Origin of the sequence: Streptomyces sp. NPDC048584 (genome assembly GCF_043199595.1) — a bacterium.
GTDB lineage: Bacteria > Actinomycetota > Actinomycetes > Streptomycetales > Streptomycetaceae > Streptomyces > Streptomyces edwardsiae.
Map to the genome: position 1 here is coordinate 1 of NZ_JBICWF010000001.1, position 25,917 is coordinate 25,917.

General features: G+C 71.3%; 24 protein-coding genes and 1 riboswitch. Of the genes, 1 reads left to right on the top strand and 23 read right to left on the bottom strand.

Annotated elements, in window-relative coordinates:
• Positions 1-90: 90 nt before the first annotated feature.
• From ACGFR9_RS00005 to ACGFR9_RS00040, 8 genes are all read right to left on the bottom strand, one after another.
• Positions 91-549 (bottom strand): RrF2 family transcriptional regulator, encoded by a 459-nt coding sequence (locus tag ACGFR9_RS00005; protein WP_393201126.1) that lies wholly within the window; start codon positions 547-549, stop codon positions 91-93.
• 28 nt (positions 550-577) lie between these two features.
• Positions 578-1,102, bottom strand: coding sequence for a hypothetical protein (locus ACGFR9_RS00010; protein WP_393201129.1), 525 nt, complete (start codon positions 1,100-1,102; stop codon positions 578-580).
• A 212-nt stretch (positions 1,103-1,314) separates the two neighbouring features.
• Entirely contained in the window at positions 1,315-2,685 is a 1,371-nt protein-coding gene (locus ACGFR9_RS00015) for a CARDB domain-containing protein (protein WP_393201132.1), read from the bottom strand.
• 157 nt (positions 2,686-2,842) lie between these two features.
• Complete coding sequence (locus ACGFR9_RS00020; protein ID WP_393201135.1) at positions 2,843-4,036, bottom strand: MBL fold metallo-hydrolase; 1,194 nt, start codon at positions 4,034-4,036, stop codon at positions 2,843-2,845.
• Positions 4,037-4,069: 33 nt separating this feature from the next.
• Positions 4,070-4,549, bottom strand: coding sequence for a GNAT family N-acetyltransferase (locus ACGFR9_RS00025; protein WP_393201138.1), 480 nt, complete (start codon positions 4,547-4,549; stop codon positions 4,070-4,072).
• 25 nt (positions 4,550-4,574) lie between these two features.
• Positions 4,575-5,360 carry an SGNH/GDSL hydrolase family protein gene (locus ACGFR9_RS00030; RefSeq protein WP_393202719.1) on the bottom strand — a complete coding sequence of 262 codons (786 nt, stop codon included), beginning with the start codon at positions 5,358-5,360 and terminating at the stop codon, positions 4,575-4,577.
• Positions 5,361-5,566: 206 nt separating this feature from the next.
• Positions 5,567-6,514, bottom strand: a complete 948-nt coding sequence (locus ACGFR9_RS00035; protein WP_393201141.1) for a peptidoglycan DD-metalloendopeptidase family protein — start codon at positions 6,512-6,514, stop codon at positions 5,567-5,569.
• 4 nt (positions 6,515-6,518) lie between these two features.
• Positions 6,519-6,676, bottom strand: a riboswitch (cyclic di-AMP (ydaO/yuaA leader).
• A 318-nt stretch (positions 6,677-6,994) separates the two neighbouring features.
• Positions 6,995-9,067, bottom strand: coding sequence for an alpha-galactosidase (locus tag ACGFR9_RS00040; RefSeq protein ID WP_393201144.1), 2,073 nt, complete (start codon positions 9,065-9,067; stop codon positions 6,995-6,997).
• A 173-nt stretch (positions 9,068-9,240) separates the two neighbouring features.
• On the opposite strand from ACGFR9_RS00040, the gene ACGFR9_RS00045 reads away from it, so the two are divergent.
• Positions 9,241-10,038 carry a tyrosine-protein phosphatase gene (locus tag ACGFR9_RS00045; protein WP_030223232.1) on the top strand — a complete coding sequence of 266 codons (798 nt, stop codon included), beginning with the start codon at positions 9,241-9,243 and terminating at the stop codon, positions 10,036-10,038.
• Between the two features lie 45 nt (positions 10,039-10,083).
• Here the strand turns inward: ACGFR9_RS00045 and ACGFR9_RS00050 are convergent, their stop codons facing one another.
• From ACGFR9_RS00050 to ACGFR9_RS00120, 15 genes are all read right to left on the bottom strand, one after another.
• Positions 10,084-10,212, bottom strand: a complete 129-nt coding sequence (locus ACGFR9_RS00050) for a DUF6126 family protein (protein WP_393201147.1) — start codon at positions 10,210-10,212, stop codon at positions 10,084-10,086.
• Positions 10,209-10,832 carry a helix-turn-helix domain-containing protein gene (locus ACGFR9_RS00055; RefSeq protein WP_393201150.1) on the bottom strand — a complete coding sequence of 208 codons (624 nt, stop codon included), beginning with the start codon at positions 10,830-10,832 and terminating at the stop codon, positions 10,209-10,211. Before ACGFR9_RS00055 ends, ACGFR9_RS00050 begins: the two co-directional genes overlap by 4 nt.
• A 66-nt stretch (positions 10,833-10,898) precedes the next feature.
• Positions 10,899-12,314, bottom strand: a complete 1,416-nt coding sequence (locus ACGFR9_RS00060; protein WP_393201153.1) for an aspartate aminotransferase family protein — start codon at positions 12,312-12,314, stop codon at positions 10,899-10,901.
• On the bottom strand, positions 12,311-14,224 hold the full coding sequence (gene dxs, locus ACGFR9_RS00065; RefSeq protein WP_393201156.1) for a 1-deoxy-D-xylulose-5-phosphate synthase: 1,914 nt from the start codon (positions 14,222-14,224) through the stop codon (positions 12,311-12,313). Before dxs ends, ACGFR9_RS00060 begins: the two co-directional genes overlap by 4 nt.
• Before the next feature lie 30 nt (positions 14,225-14,254).
• Positions 14,255-15,412 (bottom strand): flavodoxin-dependent (E)-4-hydroxy-3-methylbut-2-enyl-diphosphate synthase, encoded by a 1,158-nt coding sequence (gene ispG, locus ACGFR9_RS00070; RefSeq protein WP_393201159.1) that lies wholly within the window; start codon positions 15,410-15,412, stop codon positions 14,255-14,257.
• A gap of 4 nt (positions 15,413-15,416) precedes the next feature.
• Entirely contained in the window at positions 15,417-16,439 is a 1,023-nt protein-coding gene (gene hpnH, locus ACGFR9_RS00075; protein ID WP_393201162.1) for an adenosyl-hopene transferase HpnH, read from the bottom strand.
• A gap of 5 nt (positions 16,440-16,444) precedes the next feature.
• Positions 16,445-17,086: a hypothetical protein gene (locus ACGFR9_RS00080; RefSeq protein WP_030223242.1), complete on the bottom strand. Its 642-nt coding sequence runs from the start codon at positions 17,084-17,086 to the stop codon at positions 16,445-16,447.
• Positions 17,086-19,131 carry a squalene--hopene cyclase gene (gene shc, locus ACGFR9_RS00085; RefSeq protein ID WP_393201165.1) on the bottom strand — a complete coding sequence of 682 codons (2,046 nt, stop codon included), beginning with the start codon at positions 19,129-19,131 and terminating at the stop codon, positions 17,086-17,088. The genes ACGFR9_RS00080 and shc overlap by 1 nt, the downstream gene beginning before the upstream one ends.
• Positions 19,132-19,248: 117 nt before the next feature.
• Positions 19,249-20,313: a polyprenyl synthetase family protein gene (locus tag ACGFR9_RS00090; RefSeq protein ID WP_030223246.1), complete on the bottom strand. Its 1,065-nt coding sequence runs from the start codon at positions 20,311-20,313 to the stop codon at positions 19,249-19,251.
• A gap of 71 nt (positions 20,314-20,384) precedes the next feature.
• Positions 20,385-21,812: a hydroxysqualene dehydroxylase HpnE gene (hpnE, locus tag ACGFR9_RS00095; RefSeq protein ID WP_393201168.1), complete on the bottom strand. Its 1,428-nt coding sequence runs from the start codon at positions 21,810-21,812 to the stop codon at positions 20,385-20,387.
• Entirely contained in the window at positions 21,809-21,913 is a 105-nt protein-coding gene (locus ACGFR9_RS00100; protein ID WP_393201171.1) for a DUF6380 family protein, read from the bottom strand. The genes hpnE and ACGFR9_RS00100 overlap by 4 nt, the downstream gene beginning before the upstream one ends.
• A complete protein-coding gene (hpnD, locus tag ACGFR9_RS00105; RefSeq protein WP_393201174.1) occupies positions 21,913-22,863 on the bottom strand; it encodes a presqualene diphosphate synthase HpnD in 951 nt (316 codons plus the stop codon). The genes ACGFR9_RS00100 and hpnD overlap by 1 nt, the downstream gene beginning before the upstream one ends.
• On the bottom strand, positions 22,860-23,771 hold the full coding sequence (gene hpnC / locus ACGFR9_RS00110; protein WP_393201177.1) for a squalene synthase HpnC: 912 nt from the start codon (positions 23,769-23,771) through the stop codon (positions 22,860-22,862). Before hpnC ends, hpnD begins: the two co-directional genes overlap by 4 nt.
• A 359-nt stretch (positions 23,772-24,130) precedes the next feature.
• Positions 24,131-24,907, bottom strand: a complete 777-nt coding sequence (locus ACGFR9_RS00115; RefSeq protein ID WP_393201180.1) for an ABC transporter ATP-binding protein — start codon at positions 24,905-24,907, stop codon at positions 24,131-24,133.
• Entirely contained in the window at positions 24,900-25,835 is a 936-nt protein-coding gene (locus tag ACGFR9_RS00120; RefSeq protein ID WP_393201183.1) for an ABC transporter permease, read from the bottom strand. The genes ACGFR9_RS00115 and ACGFR9_RS00120 overlap by 8 nt, the downstream gene beginning before the upstream one ends.
• Positions 25,836-25,917: the final 82 nt, after the last annotated feature.

Sequence of the window (25,917 nt, forward strand, 5' to 3'; positions counted from 1 at the left end):
GTGCGGCGAGTGGGGGCACCTCCCGCGCCCTTGAGGCAGCGGGGGAGCGTGCATGGCGTCGCGCGGCAGACGGGAATTGTCAGACAGGCCCTAGGGGTTGGTCCAGGCGGCCGGCGCGTCGGCCAGCCGCACGACGTCCTCGGGCAGCCGGCCCGAGACGACGTCCGCGAGGGACACGCCCTCCAGGATCTGCCGCACATTGGCCCGCAGGGCGATCCACAGCGGCAGCAGGGCGGTGGCCGGTCCGGTGTACGAGAGGTCGGGCGGCCGCACGTCCTGCACCGAGACGAGCGGGCCGTCGACGGCCCGGATGACGTCGGCGATGCTGATGTCGTCCGCGGGCGCGGCCAGCCGGTAACCGCCGTTGGCGCCGCGCCGGCTCGTCACCAGGCCCTCGCGGCGCATGTCGTTGAGGATGCCCTCCAGGAACTTGTGCGGGATCCCCTGCGCGTCGGCGATCGTCTCCGCGGTGAGCGGACAGGCCTCCGGCGCGGCAGCGAGCTGCAGCGCGGCACGCACCGCATAGTCCGCCCTGGCCGAGATCCGCATACCCGCATTATCCAGCACGCCCGTACGGCTACAGCTGGTCCCCCACGCCCGCCGGCTCCGGGGGATGCGCCCCGCCACCGTCCTTGGGGTCGTCCTCGCAGGTCCGTCTGTCGAAGACGGACTGGTCATTGGGGATCATCAGCACGGCGGCAACCCGCTCCGGATGCTCAACGACGAGATAGTCGTCCCCGGTGGGATCGCCGCCCGGCCCGAACGCCTGGGACGCGTGGACCGTCCGGCACCCCAGCGCCACCCGCTCGTCATCGACCGCACAGGCGTCCACCGCCGGACCGGATCCCTCGTCACCGCCGTGGAAGCGGAACCGGAAGTGCACCTGGTCGCCTTCGGCGGGCACCTGCGGATGCGGCTCGAGCCGCCACCCGACGACCTCGGCGGTGGTCCCGACAAGCCGCCCCGTCTCGTCCTCGACCTCCACCCTGACCCCGGCCTCCCCCCGCTCCGCGGTCGTCTCGGAACAGACCCAGGAAGAACACCCGGACAGCGCGAACACCAGCCCCAGCAGACCACCGGCACGCGCCCACGGGACCGACACTCAGGTGACCTCCAGTCGGGGCGGAGTGGATCAGTGTATGTCCGCGCCCGGTGGCCGCAGGTGCGGGGGGGGCGCCACGTCGGGCGCCTGACGGAGACGGCCGACTCCGGCGACTCGCCGCCGCTGCCGAGCCTGCCGGGGCGTGGCCCGTCACCCCGGCATCACCGACGCGCTGTCGGAGCGGCTGCTTCCGGACCCGGTTCCCGAGGTCGTCAGTTGACGGCCAGGACCGCCGAGTTGTTCGCGAGATCCGGGTCGAAGCCGCGGGGGTACTCCTCGAACTCACCGTACGCCGGGTGAATGCTCACCGCACCGGTCGCGCCGGGCACCACGGTGTCGACGCGCACGGAGAACGCGAACGTGCGCCGGGTGTCCTCCAGTACCCAGTACCGCAGGGCGCAGTCGTAGCGCGGGGCGCCCGTCCGCTTGGGGTAGTAGCCGCCTTCGAGGGTGCGCGGATAGCAGCCGGACGGCACCTCGGTGACCGTGGTGCCGCCGGGCACGACCAGCCGGACCATGGCGACCGGGTCGCCGGAGCCGAGGTTCCCGAGCCAGGCCGGTCCGTTGTTCTCGAACGTGATCTCGGCCGTGGCCGTCTCCCCCGCCGCAGCGGAGACGGCGTCACCGGTCACGGAGAAGTCAGCGGTGTTGTCCGCGCCGATCTGGAGGGCCACGTAGTCGTTGTCGGAGTCGATGTCCTGGGCGCCGCCGCCCGGTTCGACGTCGATGTCGAGTCGCTCGTTCAGCGCGTGCGGGGCGAGGCGCACCGTCAGCGGCTCGGGCAGTTCGAAGGAGTCGCCCGGCGCCAGCACCTGGTCGAACCTGCAGATCGCCTTGTTCGACGGTGCGTAGTCGTCGCCCGCCGTGGATGTGTAGACGCAGGCGTCGTACCGGGTCAGATCCGTCAGGCCGTACGAGGCGTACAGCTCGACGGTGAATCCGTTCGCGCTCTCGTTGCCGTTGTTGGTGACCTTGAACGGGATGGTCCGCTCGTCGCCGGGCCGGCCCTTCTCGATGCCGCTGACGGGGTCGATGGCGAGATCGGGTCCCGCGCCGACGGTGAGCGTGGTGTCGAAGCTCTCCTGCGGCGCGGTGAGCGTCCCCTCGGGGCCACCGGTGGCCGTCGCCTCGTAGGTGATCCTGCCCGTTGCTCCGGCTTCGGCGCCGTCGGCCGCGCGGACGGTCAGGAAGACCTGGTCCTCGTAGTCGCCCCCGATGGCGGGCACCACGGGGATGTCGCACACCGCGCCGGTTCCGCCCGGGGTGCAGTTGTCCGGCCAGGTCACCTCGGCGACCCCGGCCAGGTCGGAGACGTCGACGACGAGCCGGCCGTCGGTCACCGTGAAGTTCTCGTTGTCGTGGTAGAGGCCGATGCCGAGGGTGCGGGACTGCGGCTGACCACCGTCGGTGGCGGTCGGCAGCGTCTGCTCGTACGGCGAATTGATCCACAGCTGATCGGTCTGCGGCGGGTCGTCGGCGGCGAACGCGGGCGCGGCGAGACCGGCCGTCACCAGACCGGCCGCCACCGCCACGGCGGCACCGGATCTGAGTCGGATCAGACGTCCGGCGGACAACAGACGCATAGCTCCCCCAAGGGTGTGGTCACACGACCGGTGTGCCGGAGGCCCCGGCACACCGGCATGATCGTCACACGACGGGGAAGCCCGCCGCACCCCGGTTTCCGGCCCTCGAAGAGACTGTCCGGTTCCCCTCGGTACGGCGGTCTCCGTGGCTCCCGCGTCAGCGGTCGCCGGCCAGGTCGAGGGTCTCCTCGGGGGCCGGGGTGGCGTCACCCCGCTTCGCGGTGGGGGTCCAGTGGTGTGTGACCGGGGAGGTCAGGGGGCGCCACCAGGGGGTGGTCGGGACTTCACCCGTGGGTTCGAAGGGTTCGCCGGGGCGGGGGAACGCCGCCGTCTGGCCGACGGCCGCCGCCGCGTCCGTCATCCACTCCCCCGGCTCCGCCCACGCGTGCGGGGCCAGGTTGAAGGTGCCCCAGTGGATGGGGAGGAGGACGCCGGTCGCCTCGCCGGACTGGAGGTCGAGGTGGGCGCGGACGCCTTCCTCGGGGGTCATGTGGATGTCGGGCCAGAAGTCCGAGTACGCGCCGACCTGGATCATCGTGGCGTCGAACGGGCCGTGGTCGGCGCCGATGTCCTTGAAGCCGTCGAAGTAGCCGGTGTCGCCGCTGTGGTAGATCCGGTGGTTCTCGCCCGCGACGGCCCAGGAGGCCCACAGGGTGTGCTGGGTGTTGCGCAGGCCCCGGCCGCAGAAGTGGCGGGCCGGGGTGGCGGTGAGGGTGAGGCCGCCGACCTTGGTCGCCTCGTGCCAGTCCAGCTCGCGCAGCCTGCCGGGGGACACGCCCCAGCGCTCCAGGTGCGCGCCGACGCCGAGGGGCACGGCGAACAGCGTGTCCGTGCCGGCCAGCGCCTTGATCGTGGGCAGGTCGAGGTGGTCGTAGTGGTCGTGGGAGATCACCACGACGTCGACCGGGCCGAGGGCGGCCAGCGGCAGCGGGGCGGGGTGCAGCCTCTTGGGGCCCGCGAAGGGGAACGGCGAGCAGCGCTCACCCCATACGGGGTCGAAGAGCACCCGGTGTCCGTCGATCTCCGCGAGCACGCTGGAGTGGCCCATCCAGGTCAGCCGCAGCCCGCTCGCCGGCGGGCGGGAGATGTCGGCGAGGGTGGTGGGGTGCACCGGGATGGTGCCCTTGGGTGCGCGCCGGGAGCGGGAGTCCTTGTCGAAGTAGATCTTCGCGAGGTCCCGCGTCGAGCCCGAGGGGCGGATCCGGGCGGTACCGCCGGGGTTCTGGAACACGCCGTCCCTGAAGTGCGGGGATCTGCGGATGCGGGCCATGCGCTCACCGCTCGGGTCCGCGCCGAAGGCTTCGGGCCGCAGGGCACGCAGCCCGGAGCTCTGGGAACGGGAACCGGCCACGGTACCTCCAGGTGGAGTCGGTCAGACATTCCATTATGTGCGGCCGGACCGACAACGCGGTGCCGGGTACGGCCGGGACGGTTCGCGGGTCATGAACACGTCGACCGGGTCCTCCGTCCGTACGGTGAATCCGTGCCGCTCGTAGAGGCGGCGGGCGGGGCTGCCGCGCACAACGTTCAGCCGTACGACGGTGGCGGCGCGGTCGCACCGCTCCAGCAGTCGGCGCAGCACGGCCGACCCGATGCCGCCGCCCTGGCGGTCCGGGGCCATATAGAAGTGCTCCAGCCAGTGGCAGTCCCCGGCGGGACGCAGCGCCACACAGCCGGCGAAGGCGCCGCCCGTCTCGATCACCCACGTGTGGGCCGGGTCGAAGCCGTCGCGCAGCCGCTGCCGTACCCGCCGCGCGTCGTAGCGGCCGAGCCGTTCCGGATCGGCCCGCAGGACCAGGGCGCGCAGCTCGGCCACCGCCTCCACGTCCGTGGCGGCCGCCTGCCGCAGGCCCCAGTTCTCCATGATCACCACGCTACCGCGCGGGTGCTCACGCCACCGAGGCGATCCGCTCCTTGATGGCGTGCGGCGACAGCGCCCCCTTGGCGATCACATGGTCGCCGGAGGACTCCCCGCGCAGCCGGCGGCCGATCCACGGCACCAGGTACTCGCGGGCCCAGTGGACGTCGTCCCGCCGGATCTCCAGGACGCCGCGGGGCGGCAGGGACGGCCAGGGCTGCTCCGGGTCCGCGGGGGTCCTGAGGCCGAGGGCCTGTCCCGCGCGCAGTGCGACGCGGGTGTGCCCCTCCGGTGACAGGTGCAGCCGGTCGGCGTCCCACGCCCTGCGGTCCTGGACGCTCCTGAGGGACCACAGGTCGAGCACCGGGCAGCCGTAGCGGTCGGCGACGGCCCGCACATGCCCGTTGTACGTCGCGATCTTGCCGCGCAGATGCTTCAGCAGGGGTACGCCACGGGTGTCGAACCCGGTCGTCACCATCACCGTGCCCGATACGGCCGTGAGCGCGGCGATCGCCTGCTCGAACCGCTCGGCCACCTCGTCCGGGTCGCTGCCGGGACGGAGGATGTCGTTGCCGCCCGCGCAGAACGAGACCAGATCGGGGGCGAGTTCGACCGCCCTCGTCAGCTGGTCCGCCATGATCTGGTCCAGTAGCTTTCCGCGCACCGCGAGATTCGTGTACTGGAAGTCGCCTTCGGGCCGGAGGTCCGCGAGAAGGACGGCGAACCGGTCGGCCCAGCCGACGAACGCCCCGTCGGGGCCGGGGTCGCCGACGCCCTCGGTGAAGCTGTCCCCCACCGCCACGTACGACCCGATCACTGCTCTGCTGTCACTCTTCGAATCGTCTGCCACGGGAGCTCATGATTCACCTTCCATTGTGACCTACGCGACCGTAAGGAAGGGTTGACGCGCGGTGAGATAAGACACTCTCAAAATGTTGGCCAATTCCGGAATACGCCGAAGGCCGGCCCCGTGGATCGGGGTCCGGCCTTCGGCGCGCGTGTCAGGAAGGGGTGCCGCGGGGGTCAGCCGATGGAGACGCCCTTGGAGCGGAGGTAGGAGACCGGGTCCACGTCCGAGCCGTAGTTCGGGGTGGTGCGGATCTCGAAGTGCAGGTGCGGGCCGGTCACGTTGCCGGTCGCACCGGAGAGGCCGACCTGCTGGCCGGCGGTGACGGACTGGCCGGCCGAGACGGACAGCGAGGACAGGTGGGCGTACTGGGCGTAGTAGCCGTCGTTCAGCTTGACGACGACCTGGTTGCCGTACGCGCCGCCCCAGCCGGCGGAGACGACGGTGCCCGCGCCGACGGCCTTCAGGGAGGTGCCGGTCGGGACGCTGAAGTCGACACCGGTGTGGTAGCCGCTGGACCACATGCTGCCGGCCACCTTGTAGGCGGTGCCGAGGCCGCCGGCGCCGGGCACCGGGGAGCTGTAGGCGGAGGTGTTCGCGTTCTGCGCGGTGGTGTCCGGGGAGGACTGCTCGGCGGGCTGCTCGGCCGCCTTGGCGGCGGGCTTCGCGGCCTTCGGCGCGGCGGGCTTCGCCGGCGCCGGAGAGGACTGCTCCGGTGAAGAGGACCGCTTCGGCGTGCTCTTGGCGGTCTCGCCGTCGATGGAGAGCCTCAGACCGGGGTGGATGAGCGCCGGGTCGGCGCCGACGGCCTCGCGGTTGTCCGCGTAAAGCTGCTTCCAGCCACCGTCGATGTGCTCGGTCGCGGCGATCTTCGCGAGGTAGTCGCCGGCCTTCACGGTGTACGTGCGGGCCTCGTCGCCCTTTTCGGCGGTGGCCTGCCGGCTCACCACGGAAAGGGACTGGACGGCCTTTCCGGGGGCGGCCGCCTCGGTGGCGGCGTGCGCGCCGGTCGCGCCGAGAAGCGGCAGGGCCAGTGCGGCGCCACCGGTGCCGGCGACGGCGACGGCGATGGAACGGGTGAAACGCTGTGCCGTGGTACGGCGGTGCTTACCCTTCGCGGGCATGTCGAATTCCTCTCCGGCGCCTACGAGGTGAGCTGTCGGGTTCGGGCTGGAGATGCCCGGCCGCATTGCCGCGCGGCTTAACCCCTAGCCGTTCCGGGAACCGGAACAGGCGGTCCTGCCTGTGGGTCCCCCGTTCCTGCCGTGCACGGGTATGTGTGTGCGGGGCTCCGGGCGGCGGCAGGATTAGGCGTCCGTCCGGATCGGTGGCGAACGTAAGCGACCCGGACGCGAAGGGACAAGCGCGGGTTCACCGGGGACGGGTTTTTCCGTGATCCAACAACGGAAAAGATCTCACCCAGCGTCAGCCGGGATTCCTTTTACCTCACGAATTCCCTTGTCGCTCCACGGAATTACGTGAGCATGGCGACAACACATCGTCACGGATATGACGATGCTCACGCACCCTCGCCCCATCCCCCCTCCTTTCGGGGCGCGTTATATCAAAGCCACCCAACCGGACAGAACGCCCCAATCGGTCGATCACCGGCGGCGGAGGCGAAGCACCGCGGCGTCCAGATCCCCCCGCAGCCCGGTGAGCAGTCCGTGGTGCAGCAGTACGGCGCCTCGGTGCGTTTCACCCGTTTCGAGGCATTCGTACGTCGCCTCCGGGTCAAGGCCGCGCAGCCGGAGCGCCGGGGCGGGTTCGCCGTAGTGCTGCGCCCGGAGACACGCGAGGACGACGGTCTCGTCGCCGAGGACGTACTGCACCGCGCTCAGCCCGCCCTCCGGGGGCCGCAGCCGGTACTGGTCGCCACGCTGGACGAGCGGCCGGATCTCCTTGTAGAGCCCGACCCACTCCCGCGCCTCGGCGAGCTCCTCCCCGGTCCACCGGGTGAGGTCGCCGCCGACACCGAGCACCCCGGCCATGGCGCTGACGAACCGGAACCGCAGCGAGCTGACCCGTCCGTTGAGCATCACGTTCGGGCTGTCGGTGACCCAGGCCGCCATCACCCGGGCCGGGTGGACCTGGCTGAAGCCGTGCTGGATGGCGAGCCGGTCGAGCGGATCGGTGTTGTCCGAGGTCCATACCTGGTCGGTACGGGAGAGGACGCCCAGGTCGATCCGGCCGCCACCGCCCGAGCAGGACTCGAAGGCCACGCCCGGATGGGCCGCCCGCAGCCGGTCGAGGAGCGCGTACAGCCCGCGCACATGGTCCGTCCACAGCCGCTGCGGATACGGGTCGTCCGGCCAGCCGGCGTCGGTGAAGGACCGGTTGAAGTCCCATTTCACATAGTCCACGGGAGCGCTGGAGAGCAGCCCGTCGAGCTGTTCCCAGAGGTACTCCCGGACGTCGTCCCGCGCGAGGTTGAGGACCAGCTGGTTGCGCAGCTCCGTACGCCGGCGGCCCTGCTGGAACTGCACCCAGTCGGGGTGCGCCCGGTAGAGATCGCTGTCGGGGTTGACCATCTCCGGCTCGACCCAGATGCCGAACTGCATCCCGAGTCCGTGCACATGGTCGGCAAGGGGTTTCAGTCCGCCCGGGAAGCGGTCCGGGTTGGGCGTCCAGTCGCCGAGCCCGGCCCGGTCGCTCGTACGGGCCCCGAACCAGCCGTCGTCGACGACGAACAGCTCGACGCCCATCGCGGCGGCCCGCTCGGCCAGGGCCCGCTGCTGCTCCTCCGCGATGTCGAACTGGGTGGCCTCCCACGAGTTGAACAGCACCGGCCGGTCCCGGTCCGCGGCCGGGATCACATACGTCCGCTGATAGGCGTGCCAGGCACGGCTGGCGCCGCCGAAGCCGCCGTCGCTCCACAGTCCGGCGAAGACCGGCGTGACGTACGTCTCGTCCGTGCCCAGCATCAGCAGGCCGGAGTCGTCGTGTCCGGCGCCGCCGGTGATCTGCACGCGCGCGTCGGGAAGTTGGGCGACGCCGATCCGCCAGGACCCGGACCAGCCCAGCGCGCAACCGTAGACCTCGCCGCGCTCCTCGGTGGCGTCGGTGTCGAGCGCGACCCAGGGCAGATGGTGGTGCCCGGTGTGGCCGCGGCGGCTGCCGACGACCTTCTCGCCGTAGGTGAGCGGGGCGCGGGTCAGCCGGGACTCGGCGGCCCAGCGGCCGTGCAGCTGGGACAGCCGCCAGTGCTCGCGCTCGGGCAGGGTCCAGGTCGCGGAGTCGGCGCGCAGGAGTTCGACGGCGGGTCCCCGGTTGCGCAGGGACACCCAGCGTTCGATCACGTCGTCGCGCATCCGGTAGTGCAGGGTGACGGCCAGGTCGCCGTCGCGAAAACGCAGACGCAGTTCGCCGTCGTCGCTCTCGTGGCCGTCGAAGGTCCACTCGGTGCCGCGCCGTCCCTCGGCGGTACGTACGGACAGGGCGGGCCGGGTGAAGCGCGGGCCGCCCTCGACCGGGTACTCCTCGCGCCCGTCCAGCGGGGACTCGAAGGAGCAGTGCTCCGGCATCGGACGGGCGGCGAGGGCCTCCGCGTCGGCGAGCGTGATCCTCGGACCCCAGTGCAGATGCACCAGCTCGTCACGGTCGGTGAGATGCAGCGCGTAAGCACTGGCCGGCCCCGACAGGAGCCATGTACGACCGTTTTGGGAGACCTGCGTCACCCGAACCTCCAACAGACCCGAACAGATGCGATCAGACACCAACATCATCGAGGATATGGGGGCGGCCGGGCAATGCCTGTGGACAACTCATTGGCCCAGGCAGGCATGTCGTATCGTCGAGGCGTGCCCGTCGGCGAGCCCGCCGACGGCGCCGCGAGTGGGAGGAGTCCTTCGTGACGCAGCAGGTGCCGTCGACCGAACCCGAGCTGGCCGGAGTACGCAACTTCCGCGACGTGGGCGGGCTGCCGACCGTCGACGGTCGGCGGGTGCGCCACGGGGTGCTGTTCCGCAGCGGGCATCTCGCCCACGCGACCGCCGAGGACGCCGCCTTCCTCTCCTCGCTCGGACTGCACACGGTGTTCGACTTCCGCAACGCGGCCGACCAGAAGCTGGAAGGGCCGGACGTCGCGCTGCCGGGCGTGCGCAATGTGAACCTGCCGCTGAGCGACCCGGCCGACGGCGCCGAGTTCTGGAAGATGGTCCGCGACGGCGATCTGGAGCAGCTGCGCTCGATCCTCGACGACGGCAAGGGCGCGGACCGGATGATCAGCTCCTACCGTCTGATCGTCAAGGAGCGCACCGCCGAGCACTCCCGTGTGCTGCGCTCGCTCGCCGAGGACAGCGTGCCCGCGCTGATGCACTGCGCGGCCGGCAAGGACCGCGCGGGGCTGTCGGTGGCGGTGACGCTGCTGGCGGTGGGTGTGGAGCGCGACGCGATCCTCGCCGACTATCTGAAGTCCAACGAGAAGCACCGGCGCTACAAGGTGCGGCGCAGCGGCAGCTCGGCCTCGGCCTACTCCCCCGAGGTGATGGAGCTGCTCAGTCCGCTGTTCGACGCGCGCGCGGAGTACCTGTCGGCGGCCTTCGAGACCGTGGAGGAGACCTGGGGCGGGGTCGAGCCGTATCTGGAGAAGGGGCTCGGACTCACCCCCGAGGCCCGGGAGCGGCTGCGCGAACGCCTGCTCGACTGATACGCGGCCCGAGGCCGGGACCGGTACGAGGGCCGGGGCGGCCGGTCACTTCTTCGGAGCCACCTCGAAGAGGAAGTAGATGAAGGCCGCGAAGAGGTGCCCCACGACCACGTAGACGAACAGCCGCACCCACAGGGCCCGGGGGAACTTCTCTTCCATGTCACGGCCGGTCATGTCGTGTCTCCGTGGATCGGGCCCAGGCACAGGGCGGCCGTGGGACTCTGCAGCAGGGTGTGGACGAACAGCAGTTCGACCCCGTCGGGGTCGGATGCGGCGATACGGTGCGGGGTCAGCGAGTCGAAGTGCGCGCTGTCCCCCGGCCCGAGGCGGTGCAGGGTGTCTCCGAGGCGCAGCCGCAGCCGCCCCCTGAGGACGTAGAGCCATTCCTCGCCGGGGTGGACGCGCACGATGTCGCCCTGGGAGCCGTGCGGCACGCGGACCCGCAGGGCCTGCATACCGCGTCCGGCGGCACCCGCCTGCCAGTACGTCCAGCCGCCGGCCTCCGTGGACTCCATGTCACCGGCGCGTACCACGGGGTCCCGGTCGGCGGCCGTCTCACCGAGCAGGTCGGAGACCGTCGTACCGTAGACGCGGGCGAGGGAGAGCAGCATCGGCAGCGAGGGCTGGCGCTGCCCGGTCTCCAGCCGGGAGAGGTGGGCCGGCGACAGACCGGCTTCCCGGGCGGCGGCCTCCAGGGTGAGGGAGGCGCGTCGCCGCAGGGCGCGCAGCTGTGGCGCGACCACGGGGAGCGCGTCGGCCGGTTCGGCCGGCGGCCCTGTGTCGGAGGAGCTCATGCCTCCATTCAGCCCCGGATTTGCCTCGCGGGCAAATTTCTTGCCTCTGTGGCAAATCGCGCGGGTTCAGCGATGGGCGACCGCCTGCTTCATCAGTGTCCTGCCGAACTCCCACACCAGTCCGCCGTCGTGCGCGTCGTCCATCACCGCGGTGAAGGCGTCCACGAACCGCTCTACGTCCTCCTCGTCGATGACCAGCGGCGGAATCAGCTTGATCACCTCCATGTGATCACCGGACACCTGGGTGAGGATGCGGTGCCGCTGGAGCAGCGGTACGACCACCATCTGCGCGAAGAGTCCCTTGCGGGCGGCCTGGAGCATGGCCCAGCGGGGGCGCAGCCGCAGCGAGCGGGGCCGGCCGAACTCGATGCCGATCATCAGGCCCCGGCCGCGGACGTCGGCGAGCAGCTCGTACCTGTCGGTCAGCGCGGCCAGCCGGGTGCGCAGCAGATCGCCGGTGCGCCGGGCGTGGGCGACGGTCCCCTCGTTCTCCATGACCGACAGCACCGCGAGGCCCGCCGCCATGGCCTGGGCGTTGGCCCCGAAGCTGGCCGAGTGGACCAGCACCCGGTCCATCGAGGAGTACACCTTCTTGAAGATCCAGTCCTTGCCGAGGGTGGCTCCCACCGGTACGTAGCCGCCGGAGAGCGCCTTGGCGACGCACACCAGATCGGGTTCGACGCCCTGCTCGTGCTGGTAGGCGTAGAAGTCGCCGGTGCGGCCGAGGCCGGTCTGCACCTCGTCGGCGATCAGCAGCGCCTTGTGCCGGTGCAGCAGTTCCTGAGCGGCCCGCAGATAGCCGGGCGGGGACTCGTGCACGCCCTTGCCCTGGATGGGCTCCACGATCAGGGCGGCCACGTCCTGCTTGCGCAGCTCCCGCTCCAGCGCGTCGAGGTCGCCGAGGGGGACGGCCGTGTCGGGCAGCAGCGGGGCGAAGCCGTCCCGGAAGCCGGACTCGCCGTTGACGGAGAGGGAACCGGTGGTCAGCCCGTGGAAGGCGTGCTCGCAGTACAGGACGCGCGGTCGGCCGGTCGCGAACCGGGCGAACTTCAGGGCGCCTTCGACCGCCTCGGTACCACTGTTGCCGAAGAACACCCGGTCCAGATGAGGGCTGTGGGCGAGCAGCCGCTCGGCCAGCAGGCCGGGCAGGGGCTGGCAGTCGAAGCGGGTGAGGTCGGCGAGGGAGGCGTCCAGGACGTCGTGCAGCGCCTTGCGGACGACGGGGTGGTGGCGGCCCAGGCCCATCACCCCGAACCCGGCGAGCATGTCCAGGTGGTCGTTGCCGTCGGCGTCCCAGAAGTGGGCGCCCTCGGCACGCTCGTAGACCTTGTCGAAACCGATGGTGTGCAGCATGCGCGGGAGCTGGTGGTTGAGATACCGGCTGTGCAGCTCGTAGCGCTCGGCTCCGCGTTCGGCCAGCAGTGCGCCGAGGTCGAAGTCTCCGGTTCCGGACGGCGCCGGCGCCGACTCCGCGGTGGTCATGCCTGGTGCTCCTGTGGGTCCTGGGACTGTTTCGCGAGATGGTCCCCGACGGCGAGGCTCGCGCTGATCCGTCCGGCGATCTCGACGGGGGTGAGGCCGATGTCCGCGAGCAGCTCGCCGCGTTTGGCGTGCGGGAGGAACTGCTCCGGGATGCCGAACCGCCGTACGGGTACGTCCACTTCGGCGTCGCCCAGTGCCAGCGCCACCGCCGAACCGACGCCTGCCGCACGGCTGTTGTCCTCGACAACGGCCACCATCCGGTGTCCGGCGGCCAGTTCCAGAAGCGCGGGGTCGACGGGTTTGACCCAGCGGGGGTCGACCACCGTGCAGCGGATGCCGCGTGCTTCGAGCAGTGCGGCGGCCTGGAGACAGACCGGCGCCATCACACCGACGGCCACCAGGAGCACCTCGGGCCCGGCGGTCCGGTGGAGTACGTCCATGCCGCCGGCCCGGTCGAGGGCGGGGATCGCCGGGCCCACGGACTCCTTGGGGAATCTGAGCAGGGTGGGCGCGTCGTCGACGGCGACCGCCTCGCGCAGCTGGGCACGGAGCTGGTCGGCGTCGCGGGGCGCGGCGATACGCAGTCCGGGGACGACCTGGAGGACGGACATGTCCCACATGCCGTTGTGCGAGGGCCCGTCGGCGCCGGTGACACCCGCCCGGTCCAGGACGAAGGTCACCCCGCAGCGGTGCAGCGCCACGTCCATCAGCAACTGGTCGAAGGCGCGGTTGAGGAAGGTGGCGTAGACGGCGACGACCGGGTGCAGGCCGCCGGTCGCGAGGCCCGCCGCGGACACGGCCGCGTGCTGCTCGGCGATGCCGACGTCCCACACCCGGTCCGGGAACCGTTCGGCGAAGCCGCCGAGGCCGACCGGGTGCAGCATGGCGGCGGTTATCGCCACCACGTCCTCGCGCTCCTCGCCGATCCGGACGATCTCCTCGCCGAACACCGAGGTCCAGGACGGGCCGCCGGACGGTGCCAGCGGCGCGCAGGTGAGTGGGTCCATCACCCCGACGGTGTGGAAGTGGTCCTCCTCGTGGGCGAGGGCGGGTTCGTAGCCGCGGCCCTTCTCGGTGAGGCAGTGGACCAGGACGGGGCCGTGGAAGCGTTTGGCGCGGCGCAGCGCGGACTCCACGGCCTTGATGTCGTGCCCGTCGATGGGGCCAACGTACTTCAGGCCCAGGTCCTCGAAGAGGCCCTGGGGGGCGAAGGCGTCCTTGAAGCCCTTCTTCGCGCCGTGCAGCGCCTCGTAGACGGTGCGGCCGATCACCGGGGTGCGCTGGAGCACGTCCTTGCCCCAGGCCAGCACCCGTTCGTAGCCGTCGGTCGTACGCAGGGTGGCGAGGTGGTTGGCGAGGCCGCCGATGGTGGGGGCGTAGGAGCGTTCGTTGTCGTTGACGACGACGATCAACGGCCGGTCCTTGGCGGCGGCGATGTTGTTCAGTGCCTCCCAGGCCATGCCGCCGGTGAGCGCGCCGTCGCCGATCACCGCGACGACATGGCCCCGCTCGCCGCGCACCTGGCGGGCCTTGGCGAGTCCGTCGGCCCATCCCAGGGCGGTGGAGGCGTGGCTGTTCTCGATGACGTCGTGCTCGGACTCCTCGCGCGAGGGGTAGCCGGAGAGTCCGCCCTTGCCGCGCAGCTTGGAGAAGTCCTGACGTCCGGTCAGGAGTTTGTGGACGTAGCTCTGGTGACCGGTGTCCCACAGGACGCGGTCGACGGGCGACTCGAAGACCCGGTGCAGGGCGACGGTGAGTTCCACCACGCCCAGGTTGGGTCCGAGATGGCCGCCGGTCCTGGCGACCGCCTGCACCAGGAACTCCCGGATCTCGTGGGACAGTTGGCCGAGTTCCGCCTCGGACAGCGCCTTCAGGTCGCGTGGTTGCCGGATGTTCTCCAGGATCGTCACGCTCTGGCCCCCTTCGAAATGCCGTGCTGTTCAGCTCACGGTGACGGCCGGCTCCCCCGGCGCGGCGCCGTCCTTCTCCATCTGCTCGGCGATCTTCATCGCCTCTTCGATCAACGTCTCGACGATCTTCGACTCGGGGACGGTCTTGATGACCTCGCCCTTGACGAAGATCTGGCCCTTGCCGTTGCCGGAGGCGACACCGAGGTCGGCCTCGCGCGCCTCACCGGGCCCGTTGACGACACAGCCCATGACGGCCACCCTGAGCGGCACCTCCATGCCGTCCAGGCCCGCGGTGACCTCGTCGGCGAGCTTGTACACATCGACCTGGGCGCGGCCGCAGGACGGGCAGGACACGATCTCCAGCCGGCGCTGCCTGAGGTTCAGCGACTCCAGGATCTGGATGCCGACCTTGACCTCCTCGACCGGCGGCGCGGACAGCGACACCCGGATGGTGTCGCCGATGCCCTCACTGAGCAGCGCGCCGAACGCGACGGCCGACTTGATGGTGCCCTGGAACGCCGGCCCGGCCTCGGTCACGCCGAGGTGCAGCGGGTAGTCGCACCGCTCGGCGAGCTGGCGGTAGGCGTTGATCATGACGACCGGGTCGTTGTGCTTCACCGAGATCTTGATGTCGCGGAAGCCGTGCTCCTCGAAGAGGGACGCCTCCCACAGGGCCGACTCGACGAGCGCCTCCGGGGTGGCCCTGCCGTACTTCTGGAGCAGGCGCCGGTCCAGCGAGCCGGCGTTCACCCCGATCCGGATCGGCGTGCCGTGGTCCCTGGCTGCCCGGGCAATCTCCTTCACCCGGTCGTCGAACTGCTTGATGTTGCCCGGGTTCACCCGGACCGCGGCGCAGCCGGCCTCGATCGCGGCGAAGACGTACTTGGGCTGGAAGTGGATGTCGGCGATCACCGGGATCTGCGACTTGCGGGCGATGACCGCCAGCGCGTCCGCGTCGTCCTGCGTGGGGCAGGCGACCCGGACGATCTGGCACCCGGACGCGGTGAGCTCGGCGATCTGCTGGAGGGTGGCGCCGATGTCGGACGTACGCGTCGTCGTCATCGACTGCACGGACACCGGGGCGCCGCCGCCGACCGGCACCGGGCCGACGTCGATGCGCCGGGACCGCCGCCGCTCGGCGAGCGGCGGCAGGGGCACCTCGGGAATGCCGAGGGAGACGGCGGTCATGGCCTCACGCCCTGTTCCCGGAGACCGTCTCGCGCATGGCGCGCAGCGACTCCTTCAGCGATCCCATGGTGGCGAGGACGGCGGTGGGCTCGTAGCCGCAGTGCGCCATGCAGTTGTCGCAGCGCGGGTCCTTGCCGCGGCCGTACCGGTCCCAGTCGGTGTCCTCGATCAGTTCCCGGTACGTCGGCACATAGCCGTCGCTCATCAGATAGCAGGGGCGCTGCCAGCCGAAGAGGGAGTAGTTCGGGATCGCCCACGCGGTGCAGGGGAAGTCGACCTTGCCCTCGAGGAAGTCGAGGAACAGCGGGGAGTGGTTCAGCCGCCAGCGGCCCCGGTTGCCGCCCGCGAAGGCCTTCTTGAACAGCTCCCGGGTCTGCTCCACACCGAGGAAGTGCTCCTGGTCCGGGGCCTTCTCGTAGGCGTAGGCGGGCGAGATCATCATCTCGTCCACGCGCAGGTCGTCGTTGAGGAAGTTCAGCACCTCGACGATGGTCTGCGGGGTGTCGGTGTTGAAGAACGTGGAGTTGGTGGTGACGCGGAAGCCGCGCCGTTTGGCCTCCTTGATGGCCGCCACGGCCTCGTCGAACACACCCTCCTTCGCCACGGACTCGTCGTGCCGCTCGCGCAGTCCGTCGATGTGCACGGCGAACGCGAAGTACGGCGACGGGGTGAACCTGTCCATCTTCTTGCGCAGCAGCATCGCGTTGGTGCACAGGAAGACGTACTTGCGCCTGGCCACCAGCTGGCGCACGATCTCGTCGATCTGGGGGTGCATCAGGGGCTCCCCGCCGGCGATGGACACCATGGGCGCCCCGGACTCCAGTACGGCGCCCACGGCCTGCGCGACGGGCATCCGCTGTTTGAGCACCCCGGCCGGGTGCTGGATCTTCCCGCAGCCCTCGCACGCGAGGTTGCAGGCGAAGAGCGGTTCCAGCTCGACGATCAGCGGGAACTTCTCCCGCCCGCGGAGCTTCTGTTCGGCCAAGTATGTAGCGACCTTGATGGACTGACGCAGCGGCATGGCCATCTGGCTCACCTCCTGGGGAGCAGCAAGGAACGGTGCCATTCATAGAAAGCCGGGAGTACGGAACGAAGGACACGGAAAGCCGATATTCCACCGCGCACCGTGCCGATGCGGACCAGTTCGTGTTCAGGAGCGTCCACGACCACCCGGACGGCCGCAACCGGGCGCTCGCCCGCACGCACGGCGCTCAGAAGCGTGGCGGCGGATTCCATGTCGACCGCGATCGCGCCGGTCGCCAGCAGATCGGCGCGTTCGTGACCGCGCACGACATGGTCGGAGCCGGTGAGCGGCCCGGTGTGGACGGTGCGCCCGGGCACGGCGCGCACCAGCTCCTTCTTCAGCAGTTCGGTCCCCACGCACGGAACACTGCCGCGCGGGTCCCGGGTCTCCTCGGCGACGACCAGGTCGCCGGGGTGCATGCCGGGGGCGAGTCCGGCGCAGAAGCCCGTGGCGAGGACGGCCGCCTCGCGCAGGGCCGGATCGGTGAGCATCCGGGTGACGGACCGCTCGGCCGCCGCCGGCCCCATGCCCGTACGCAGCACGGTGACGGGTCCGCCGGTGGTGACCCGCTCGCGCCTGCGCAGGGCGAACTGCTCGATGCCGAGCGCGCAGGCGATCAGCAGCGGGGCCGGGGCGGGCCGGGGGCTCATCAGCTTCCCTTCGCCTCGGCGAGCGACGGCTGCCCGGCGGCGGCCTTCGCCACGGGCGGCCTCTTGGCGAAGGGGTCGCCGTGCACGTACCGGCCGAGCGCGGTGAGCGGGAACACCTGCCGGTAGAGGTGGTAGTTGATGGAGAAGTCCCAGGGGAAGCCGGTGCCGGTGAAGTACGGCTCGTCCCAGGAGCCGTCCTCGCGCTGGGTGTCCGCGAGCCACTGGACCCCGTGTTCGACGGCCTTGGACTCCCTCTCCCCCGCCGCGAGCAGCGCCATCAGCGCCCAGGCGGTCTGCGAGGCGGTGGAGGCGCCGCGGCCGCTCCACTCGCGGACATGGCGGTAGGAGCGCAGGTCCTCGCCCCAGCCGCCGTCGTCGTTCTGCACCTTCTCCAGCCAGGACACCGCCCGGCGGATCGCCGGGTGGGAGGTGGGGAACCCGGCCGCGGTCAGCGCGGGGACCACGGAGCCGGTGCCGTAGAGGTAGTTGACGCCCCAGCGGCCGAACCAGGAGCCGTCGAGCTCCTGTTCGGCGAGCAGCCACTGGATGCCGCGCCGGGTGCGCGGGTCGTGGGTGAGGCCCTCGAAGGCGAGCATCTCCACGACGTGCGCGGTGACATCGGCCGACGGGGGGTCGATGACCTCGCCGAAGTCGCAGAACGGCAGCCGGTTGGGGAACGGGCTGGTGTTGTCGACGTCGAAGGCGCCCCAGGCGCCGTTCTTCGACTGCATGCCGAGGTTCCAGCGGACCCCGCGCCCGATCGCGTTGTCCATCCGCTCGGGGTCGTGGTGCTTGACCCGGCGCAGTGCGAGGACCACCTCGGCGGTGTCGTCGATGTCGGGGTAGTTGTCGTTGTGGAACTCGAACGCCCAGCCACCCGGCGGGAGATGGGGGCGGCGTACGGACCAGTCGCCGGGCCGTACGATCTGCTCGCCGAGCATCCAGTCGGCGGCCTTGACCAGTTGGGGGTGGTCGGCGGGCAGGCCGGCGTCCGCGAGCGCGATGGTGGCGAGGCAGGTGTCCCAGACCGGGGACTGGCAGGCCTCGATCATCCGGGCGCCGTCCTCACGCCATACGGCGAACCGGTCCAGCGATTCCAGGCCGGCGCGCATCACCGGGTGGTTGAGGTCGTAGCCGAGCAGATGGAGCGCGATGACCGAGTAGACGGCGGGGGGCTGGATGCCGCCCCAGCAGCCGTCGTTCTCCTGGCGTTCGACGATCCAGCGGGCGGCGGTGTTCATGGCCGCCCCGCGCAGCCGGCGCGGTACCGCCCTGCGCAGGGTGTGCAGGGCCTTGTCGAGGCGCTGGAAGGCGCCGTCCCAGGTGTTCACCGGGGCGAACGGCCGGGCGGGGTTCGGGTGTTCGGGGTCGGTGTGCAGTTCGTCCAGCGGGAACGGGGCGGGGCGCACCGGCCGTTTGGCGGAGACGATCGTCAGCGGCACGATGGTCTGCCGGGCCCAGCAGCCGAAGTCGTAGATGTTGAGCGGCAGCCAGGACGGGAACCAGATGAGCTCGGGCGGGAGTTCGGGCAGGTCCTCCCACTTCCACCAGCCGAACAGGGCGAGCCAGATCCGGGTGAAGACGCGGGCGGCGGCGACTCCGCCCCGCTCCCTGACCCAGGCGGAGGCCCTCGCCATGTGCGGGGCGTCGGGCGGGTCGCCGGCCAGTCGCAGGGCGACGTACGCCTCGATGGTGGCGGAGAGGTCGCCGGGTCCGCCGAAGAAGGTGGCCCAGGTGCCGTCCTCGCGCTGCTCGCCGCGGATGAACAGGGCGGCGGCACGGGTGGTGTCCTCGTCGGGGATGCCGAGGAACTGGCGCAGCAGCAGGTCCTCGGCGTCCATCGTGACGTTGGTCTCGAGGTCGCCCTTCCACCAGCCCTGGTCGTCCTGCTTGGACAGCAGGAAGTCGGTGGCGCGCCGCATGGCGCGGGCGGCGACGTCGGACGGTGCCCCGGTCGCCTCGGGGATTTCGGTGTCGGTGTCGCTGGCCGCGGTCACGCGGAACGGCAGGGCCGCCCCGGTGCTTCCGTCGGTCGTCGCTGTCATGGCTTCCCCTTCGTGCAGTCCTGCGAGTGGTGTCTGCTGTGGGTCCGCCGTCGGCCGGTGCCTTTCTCCTCGCCGCACCGGCCGGCGACTAAGCGAGGGCTATTCGACCGATAGTGATCATCTCTTTCGTACGACGACGAAGTCCGCGAGCGCCGTGAACTGCTCCCGCACCCGGTCGGGCATGTCCACGGCGTCGAGGGCCTCGATGGCGATGGTGTGCTGGCGGCGTGCCTCCCCGGCGGTCCAGTCGCGGCCGCCTGCCTCCTCGATCAGGGCGGCACGGGCCGCGAACTCCTCCTCGGAGAAGTTCGCGAAGTCGCTGCTCTTGGCGTCCGCGGCGAGGATCTCGCCGAGCCGCTCGGAGGCGGGGCCGCCCGCCGCGAGCGCGGCCACGACGGGGAGGGACTTCTTGCGCTGGCGCAGGTCGCTCCAGGTCTGCTTGCCGGTGGCCTCCGGGTCGCCCCAGATGCCGAGGAGGTCGTCGACGGCCTGGAAGGCGAGGCCGAGGTGGTAGCCGTACCGCTCCAGGCTGTCGGCGGTGCGGTCGTCCGCGCCGCCGAGCACCGCTCCGATGGAGCTGGCGCAGGCGAGGAGGGCGCCGGTCTTGTTGCCCTCCATCTCCAGGCACTCCTCGACGCTGACGCGGTCGCGGTGCTCGTAGGAGATGTCCTGGGCCTGGCCGTCGATGAGGGAGCGGCTTGCGGTGGTCAGCCGGCGGGTGGCGCGGCCCGCCTCCACGGTGCCGAGTTCCAGCAGCACCTCGTTGGCCAGGGCGAACAGGGCGTCGCCCACCAGGATGGCCTGGGCGGGGCCGTGCACCTTCCAGACGGTGTCGCGGTGCCGGCGCTGTTCGTCGCCGTCCATCAGGTCGTCGTGCAGAAGGGAGAAGTTGTGGACCAGTTCGACGGCGACCGCGCCGGGTACTCCGGTCTCGGGGGCGGCCCCGGTGACCTCGGCGGACAGCACGGCGAGGGCGGGACGTACGGCCTTGCCTCCGTCGCCGTCCGCAGGCCGGCCGTGGGCGTCGATCCAGCCGAAGTGGTACGCGGCGACGGTGTCCATGGGAGGTGCCAGGCGGTCGACGGCCGCCCGCAGTACCGGCGTGGCCAGGGTCCGGCCGCGCTCCAGGAGCGCGGACACGTCCACCGCGGTCCTTCGAGCGGCCTGCGAGGCCGGGGGCACAGTGGGCACAGTCTCTCCTCTTGTCGCGGTACCGGGAGTGCGGGATCCCGCCGCGCCGGTCTCGTGCAGCATCAGGCCGCCTCCTCCAGTGCGAAGAGCCGGCGGGGGCGAGGGCGGCCCAGGGCGTTCAGCGCGGCGTCCGCCGCGCCGACGCCGCTGCGGACCGCGCTCTCCATGGTCGCGGGCCACCCTGTGGCGGTCCACGCTCCGGCCAGGTACAGGCCGGGTGCCTTGGTGCGGGCGCCGGGCCTGAGGCGTCCGACGCCGGGGGCGGGAGCGAACGTGGCGGTGCGCTCCCGGGTGACGAAGAAGTCCTCGACCCGGGCCTCGCGGGTGTGCGGCAGCAGCCGCTCCAGTTCGGGCAGATACCGGTCGCGCAGGACGGCGACCGGCTCGTCGATGTCGTCGTGGGCGACCGACTGGGACAGCGCCAGATACTGACCGCGCTTCAGCCCGGAGGCGTCGGTGCGGTCGAAGACCCACTGCACGGGGGTGCCGAGGGCGGCGAAGAAGGGAGCGTCGAGCACCTTGCGGTCGTAGACGACGTGCATGTTGAGGATGGGCGCGGTGCCGATGGCGAGCAGCAGCCCGGGGTCGTCGAGCGCGCCCTCGGGCAGCAGGTCGTACGCCTCGCGCTGCGGTACGGCGAGGACGACCGCGTCGGCCGCGATCGTCTCGCCGGGAACCTCGACGCTCCATCCCCCGTTCCCGTCCGCACGGACGGAGGTGACCCGGGTACGGACCTCGGTGCGCACGCCTGCGGCGTCGAGCGCCTCGCGGGCGAGCCGGTCGTGCAGTTCGCCCAGCGGCACCCTGGCCCAGCCGATGTCGGCCGCCGCGGGGTCGGACAGCAGACCGGTCTTGAAGACCATCGCGGCGAGCGCCAGGGACGAGTCGCCCGCGACCGCGTTGAGGGTGGCGACCCCGACCAGGTCCCACAGGGCCTCAACGGCACGCGCCGACTGGCCGTGCGCGGTCAGCCAGCTGCCGAAGTCCTGGGCGTCCAGGGCCGGATCGGTGAGGTCGAGCCCCTTCAGCGCGAGCGCGGCCCGGCCCACCCTGGCCCGGTCGGCGAGGGACAGGTGCGGATAGGTGGCGAGGCCGCGCCCCAGGTGCAGGGGCACGGGCAGCGCGTCGCGCCGCAGTCTGCCGAGCCGCCGCCCCTCGGGGCGGCCGGCGTCGACGACGGGCACGTCGAGACGGTCCTGCAGCGGCGCCAGTGCCGCCCCGCCGATCCGGTCGAGGAACCAGCGGTAGGCGGTGCAGCAGCGCAGATACACGTGCTGGCCGTTGTCGACGGTCAGCTCGCCCCGCTGGAAGGAGAAGGCGAGCCCGCCCAGACGCGGCCGGCCCTCGAGCAGGGTGACGCGGACTCCGGCGTCGGCCAGCGCGAGCGCGGCGGTGACACCGGCCAGCCCGCCGCCGACGACCACGGCGTGCCGTCCCGCCGGGACGGGGTCGTCCGTGCGCGGCTCACCGGAGCGTGTGCCGTGGCTCATGCGCCCTCCCCCGACGGTGCGGAACCGGCCGTCTCAGTGGGGGACGCGGCGCCGTGGCGGAGGGTTGCCCGCCGTTTGCCGCCGGGGTACGGGATGCCCATCAGGCACGCCTCCTGACGGTCCGCCGGGTGACATGACGGGTGTCCAGGCCGGACAGGCCGCGCACCGCGACATACGCCTTCTCGCGCCCGGGGAGGGAGACCCGGCCGCGCAGCACCGCCTCGGGGTCGCGCTCGATACGGTCCAGGAGGCGGCGGTAGATGCCGGCCATGGCGGCGACACAGGCGCCGCTGCGCCGGTCGAGCAGCGGGAGCAGCCGGTAGCCCTCGGCGAAAAGGGCGCGGGCCCTGCGCACCTCGAAGTGCACCAGGCCCGCGAAGTCGGACCCCTGCGGTGGCGTCGGCCCGGCGAACCCGGCCGAGCAGCCGAACTTGGCGAGGTCGTCCGCGGGCAGATAGGTGCGCCCGCCCTCGGCGTCCTCACGGACGTCCCTCAGGATGTTGGTGAGCTGGAGGGCGAGGCCGAGCGTGTCCGCGTACTCGGACGCGCGCTCGGCGCCGCGCGCGCCCGGTTCGGCGCCGAACACGCCGAGCGAGAGCCGGCCGATGGCGCCCGCGACACAGCGGCAGTAGACCTTGAGGTCGTCCCAGGTCTCGTAGGTCTCGCCGCGTACGTCCATCTGGACGCCGTCGATGAGTTCGTCCAGGCCGCCGAGCGGGATCGGGAAGTGTCCGGCGGCGTGGGCGAGGGCGACCGCGACCGGGTCGGTGTCGTCCTCGTCGACCGCGCCGTCACGGATCCGGGTGAGCAGCGCCCTGGTGTCCTCCAGCCGGGTGACCTTGACGTCGTTCGCCAGCGGGCCGTCGCCGATGTCGTCGACGCGCCGGGAGAACGCGTACAGCGCCGACATGGCGCGCCGCTTGGGCGTGGGCAGCAGCCGGATGCCGTAGGCGAAGTTGCGTGCCTGCTGTCCGGTGACGGCCTCGCAGTAGCTGTAGGCGGCGAGTACCGGTGCGGACGTGGGTGGTTGCGACTCCACGGTCCGGATCACCCCTCTTCTCGCAGAGTCACGCTCGCCGCGCGCAGCAGCTGGACCTTGCCGGGCTTGGGCGGGCCGGGAAGTACGTCGTAGTCGGCGGCGGCGATCGCGTGGAGGGCCGCCCTGCCTCCCGCCACGAACCCGGCCAGCAGCAGCCTGAGCCTGCCGTGAACGCTACCCACGAGGGGGGCGCCCGCATTCAGCAGCTCACGGGCGCGTTCCGCCTGGAACGCGACCAGGGCGCGCACCGACGCGCCGGCGCTGGGCGCGGCGAGGTCCGTCTCCTGCACGTGGAAACGTTTCATGTCCGTGGCGGGCAGGTAGACGCGGTCGCGGCCGAGGTCCTCGGCGACGTCCTGAAGGTGTTCGACGATCTGGAGTGCGGTGCAGATGTCGTCGGAGCGCCGCACCCGCTCGGGGGTCGAGGTGCCGGTGACGGCGAGGACCAGCCGGCCGACCGGGTTGGCGGACAGTGCGCAGTAGGCGAGCAGGTCGTCGTAGGTCTCGTACCGCTTGACGAGCTGGTCCTGGCGGTTGGCGGCGATCAGGCCGAGAAAGGGCTCGGGGCTCAGGCCGTGGCGGCGGACGGTCGGCAGGAGCCGGCGCAGCAGCGGGTGGCGCGGGTCGGGTCCCGCCGGGTCGAACACCCGGTGAAGGTCCGCCTCGAAGGCGTCCAGCAGCACCGGCCGGTCGCCGGCCTCGTCGTCGGCGACTCCGAGGAGGCGGGCGTCCGCGCCGCCGGGGGCCAGATCACCGTCGCCGATGTCATCGACCAGACGGGCGAAGCCGTACACCGCCATGAGGTCGGCCCGCCAGGAGCGGGGCAGGAAGAAGGGAGCCACCGGGAAGTTCTCGGCGGCGGCCTTGTCGAGGGTGGCGCGCTCGGTGTCGGCGGCGCGCGCCGTGGCCACGGGCGTCATCGCGGACTGCCATGGGCGGGGACGGCACACGCTGCGTTCACCTGGGGAGTTTCCGTAGCCATTGCCGTCACATCTCCCGTTCTACACTGCTGACCCAATGCACACTATTTCGGACACGCCGCCCAGGCTTTCGCCGGGCAGCATCGTTGGATGGTGTCGGGCATTATGGCCCTGATTGCCGCCTTTCGGGACCGCTCCAGCTTACGTTGTACAACGCGGCGGGCTCCGGCGGGGGTCTCCGCGCACCACGACAACACACCGTTCGGCGTCAAGATTCCACAGGGCGGCCGGAGTTGACGCTTCCTTTGCAGACGCCGGGCCCCGCCGGAGGGTTCCGGCGGGGCCCTGGACTCACCGGGCTACTTGCCGGTGAACTTCTCGTACTCCCGGAGGACCTCGTCGGTGGGGCCGTCCATGCGGAGCTCGCCGCGCTCCAGCCAGAGGACCCGGTCGCAGGTGTCGCGGATCGACTTGTTGTTGTGGCTGACCAGGAACACCGTGCCGGCCTGCTTGCGCAGTTCCCGGATCCGGGCCTCGGAGCGCTTCTGGAAGGAGCGGTCGCCGGTGGCCAGCGCCTCGTCGATCATCAGGACGTCGTGGTCCTTGGCGGCCGCGATGGAGAACCGCAGCCGGGCCGCCATGCCCGAGGAGTAGGTGCGCATCGGCAGGGTGATGAAGTCGCCCTTCTCGTTGATGCCGGAGAAGTCGACGATCTCCTGGTAGCGCTCCTTGATCTGCTCGCGGGACATCCCCATGGCGAGGCCGCCCAGAATGACGTTCCGTTCGCCGGTGAGGTCGTTCATCAGGGCGGCGTTGACGCCGAGCAGGGAGGGCTGGCCGTCGGTGTAGACCTTGCCCCGTTCGGCGGGCAGCAGCCCGGCGATGGCCCGCAGCAGGGTCGACTTGCCCGAGCCGTTGGAGCCGATCAGGCCGATGGCCTCGCCCCGGTAGGCGACGAAGGAGACCCCGCGTACGGCGTGCACCTTGCGCACGCCCCGCTCCTCGCCCCGCTTGACGATGCGGCTGAGCGCCGCCGTGGCACTGCCCTTGCCGGTCTTCGCGCCATTGACGCGGTAGACGATGTGCAGATCGTCCGCGATGACCGTGGGGATCTTCGCGTCGGTGGTGTCAGCCACGGCCGTACCTCTCCTCTGCCTTCCAGAAGTAGACGAACCCGATCACGCCGGCCAGCAGGGCCCAGCCCAGCGCGAACGCCCACACGTGCGGGGGCAGGTACGAGGAGCCGTAGCCGTCGATCATCGCGAAGCGGATCAGGTCCATGTAGACCGCGGCCGGGTTCCACTGCAGGACGTCGGCGAGCCAGCCGGGCACGTCCTTGCCCTCCAGCATCGCCGGGATGCTGAACATCACGCCGGACGCGTACATCCAGGTGCGCAGCACGAACGGCATCAGCTGGGCCAGGTCGGGCGTCTTGCTGCCCATCCGCGCGAAGATCAGCGCGAGCCCGGTGTTGAACACGAACTGCAGCAGCAGCGCCGGGATCACCAGCAGCCAGGAGAGATCCGGGAAGCTGCCGAACGCGCACAGCACGATGACGAGCACGAGCATCGAGTACAGCAGCTGCTGGAGCTGCTGGAGCGCGAAGGAGACGGGCAGCGACGCTCTGGGGAAGTGCAGGGCCCGCACCAGCCCGAGGTTCCCGGAGATCGCCCGCACCCCGGCGAGCACGGAGCTCTGGGTGAACGTGAACACGAACACGCCCGTCACCAGGAACGGCACATAGATCTCGTGCGGGATGCCCCGGCGGGCGCCCAGCAGCAGGCCGAAGATGAAGAAGTAGACGGCCGCGTTCAGCAGTGGCGTCGCCACCTGCCACAGCTGGCCCAGCTTGGCCTGGCTGTACTGCGCGGTCAGCTTCGCCCGGGAGAAGGCGAGGATGAAGTGCCGCCGGTCCCAGAGCTGACGGACGTACTCCCGGAGGGTGGGCCGGGCGCCGCTGACCGTGAGGCCGTACTTGGCGGCGAGTCGCTCCGCCGTCAGGCCCTCGTCGGGCGACACGGGCGCGCCGACCGCGACCGTGCCGTCGTGCGTGGTCTCACTCACTGGTGGAAAACTTTCGTCCTCGAGATGCCGGGCCCGGGGGCGGGCCCGGCATGCGCCGGGGAGCCTGGGTAGGGCCCCGATG

Bases quoted from the DNA above. Each gene is read 5' to 3' on its own strand.
- ACGFR9_RS00005 (WP_393201126.1), bottom strand. From the start codon at position 549: ATGCGGATCTCGGCCAGGGCGGACTATGCGGTGCGTGCCGCGCTGCAG.
- ACGFR9_RS00015 (WP_393201132.1), bottom strand. From the start codon at position 2,685: ATGCGTCTGTTGTCCGCCGGACGTCTGATCCGACTCAGATCCGGTGCC.
- ACGFR9_RS00025 (WP_393201138.1), bottom strand. From the start codon at position 4,549: ATGGAGAACTGGGGCCTGCGGCAGGCGGCCGCCACGGACGTGGAGGCG.
- ACGFR9_RS00035 (WP_393201141.1), bottom strand. From the start codon at position 6,514: ATGCCCGCGAAGGGTAAGCACCGCCGTACCACGGCACAGCGTTTCACC.
- ACGFR9_RS00050 (WP_393201147.1), bottom strand. From the start codon at position 10,212: ATGACCGGCCGTGACATGGAAGAGAAGTTCCCCCGGGCCCTGTGGGTG.
- ACGFR9_RS00055 (WP_393201150.1), bottom strand. From the start codon at position 10,832: ATGAGCTCCTCCGACACAGGGCCGCCGGCCGAACCGGCCGACGCGCTC.
- ACGFR9_RS00060 (WP_393201153.1), bottom strand. From the start codon at position 12,314: ATGACCACCGCGGAGTCGGCGCCGGCGCCGTCCGGAACCGGAGACTTC.
- ispG (WP_393201159.1), bottom strand. From the start codon at position 15,412: ATGACCGCCGTCTCCCTCGGCATTCCCGAGGTGCCCCTGCCGCCGCTC.
- hpnH (WP_393201162.1), bottom strand. From the start codon at position 16,439: ATGGCCATGCCGCTGCGTCAGTCCATCAAGGTCGCTACATACTTGGCC.
- ACGFR9_RS00080 (WP_030223242.1), bottom strand. From the start codon at position 17,086: ATGAGCCCCCGGCCCGCCCCGGCCCCGCTGCTGATCGCCTGCGCGCTC.
- shc (WP_393201165.1), bottom strand. From the start codon at position 19,131: ATGACAGCGACGACCGACGGAAGCACCGGGGCGGCCCTGCCGTTCCGC.
- hpnE (WP_393201168.1), bottom strand. From the start codon at position 21,812: ATGAGCCACGGCACACGCTCCGGTGAGCCGCGCACGGACGACCCCGTC.
- ACGFR9_RS00100 (WP_393201171.1), bottom strand. From the start codon at position 21,913: ATGGGCATCCCGTACCCCGGCGGCAAACGGCGGGCAACCCTCCGCCAC.
- hpnC (WP_393201177.1), bottom strand. From the start codon at position 23,771: ATGACGCCCGTGGCCACGGCGCGCGCCGCCGACACCGAGCGCGCCACC.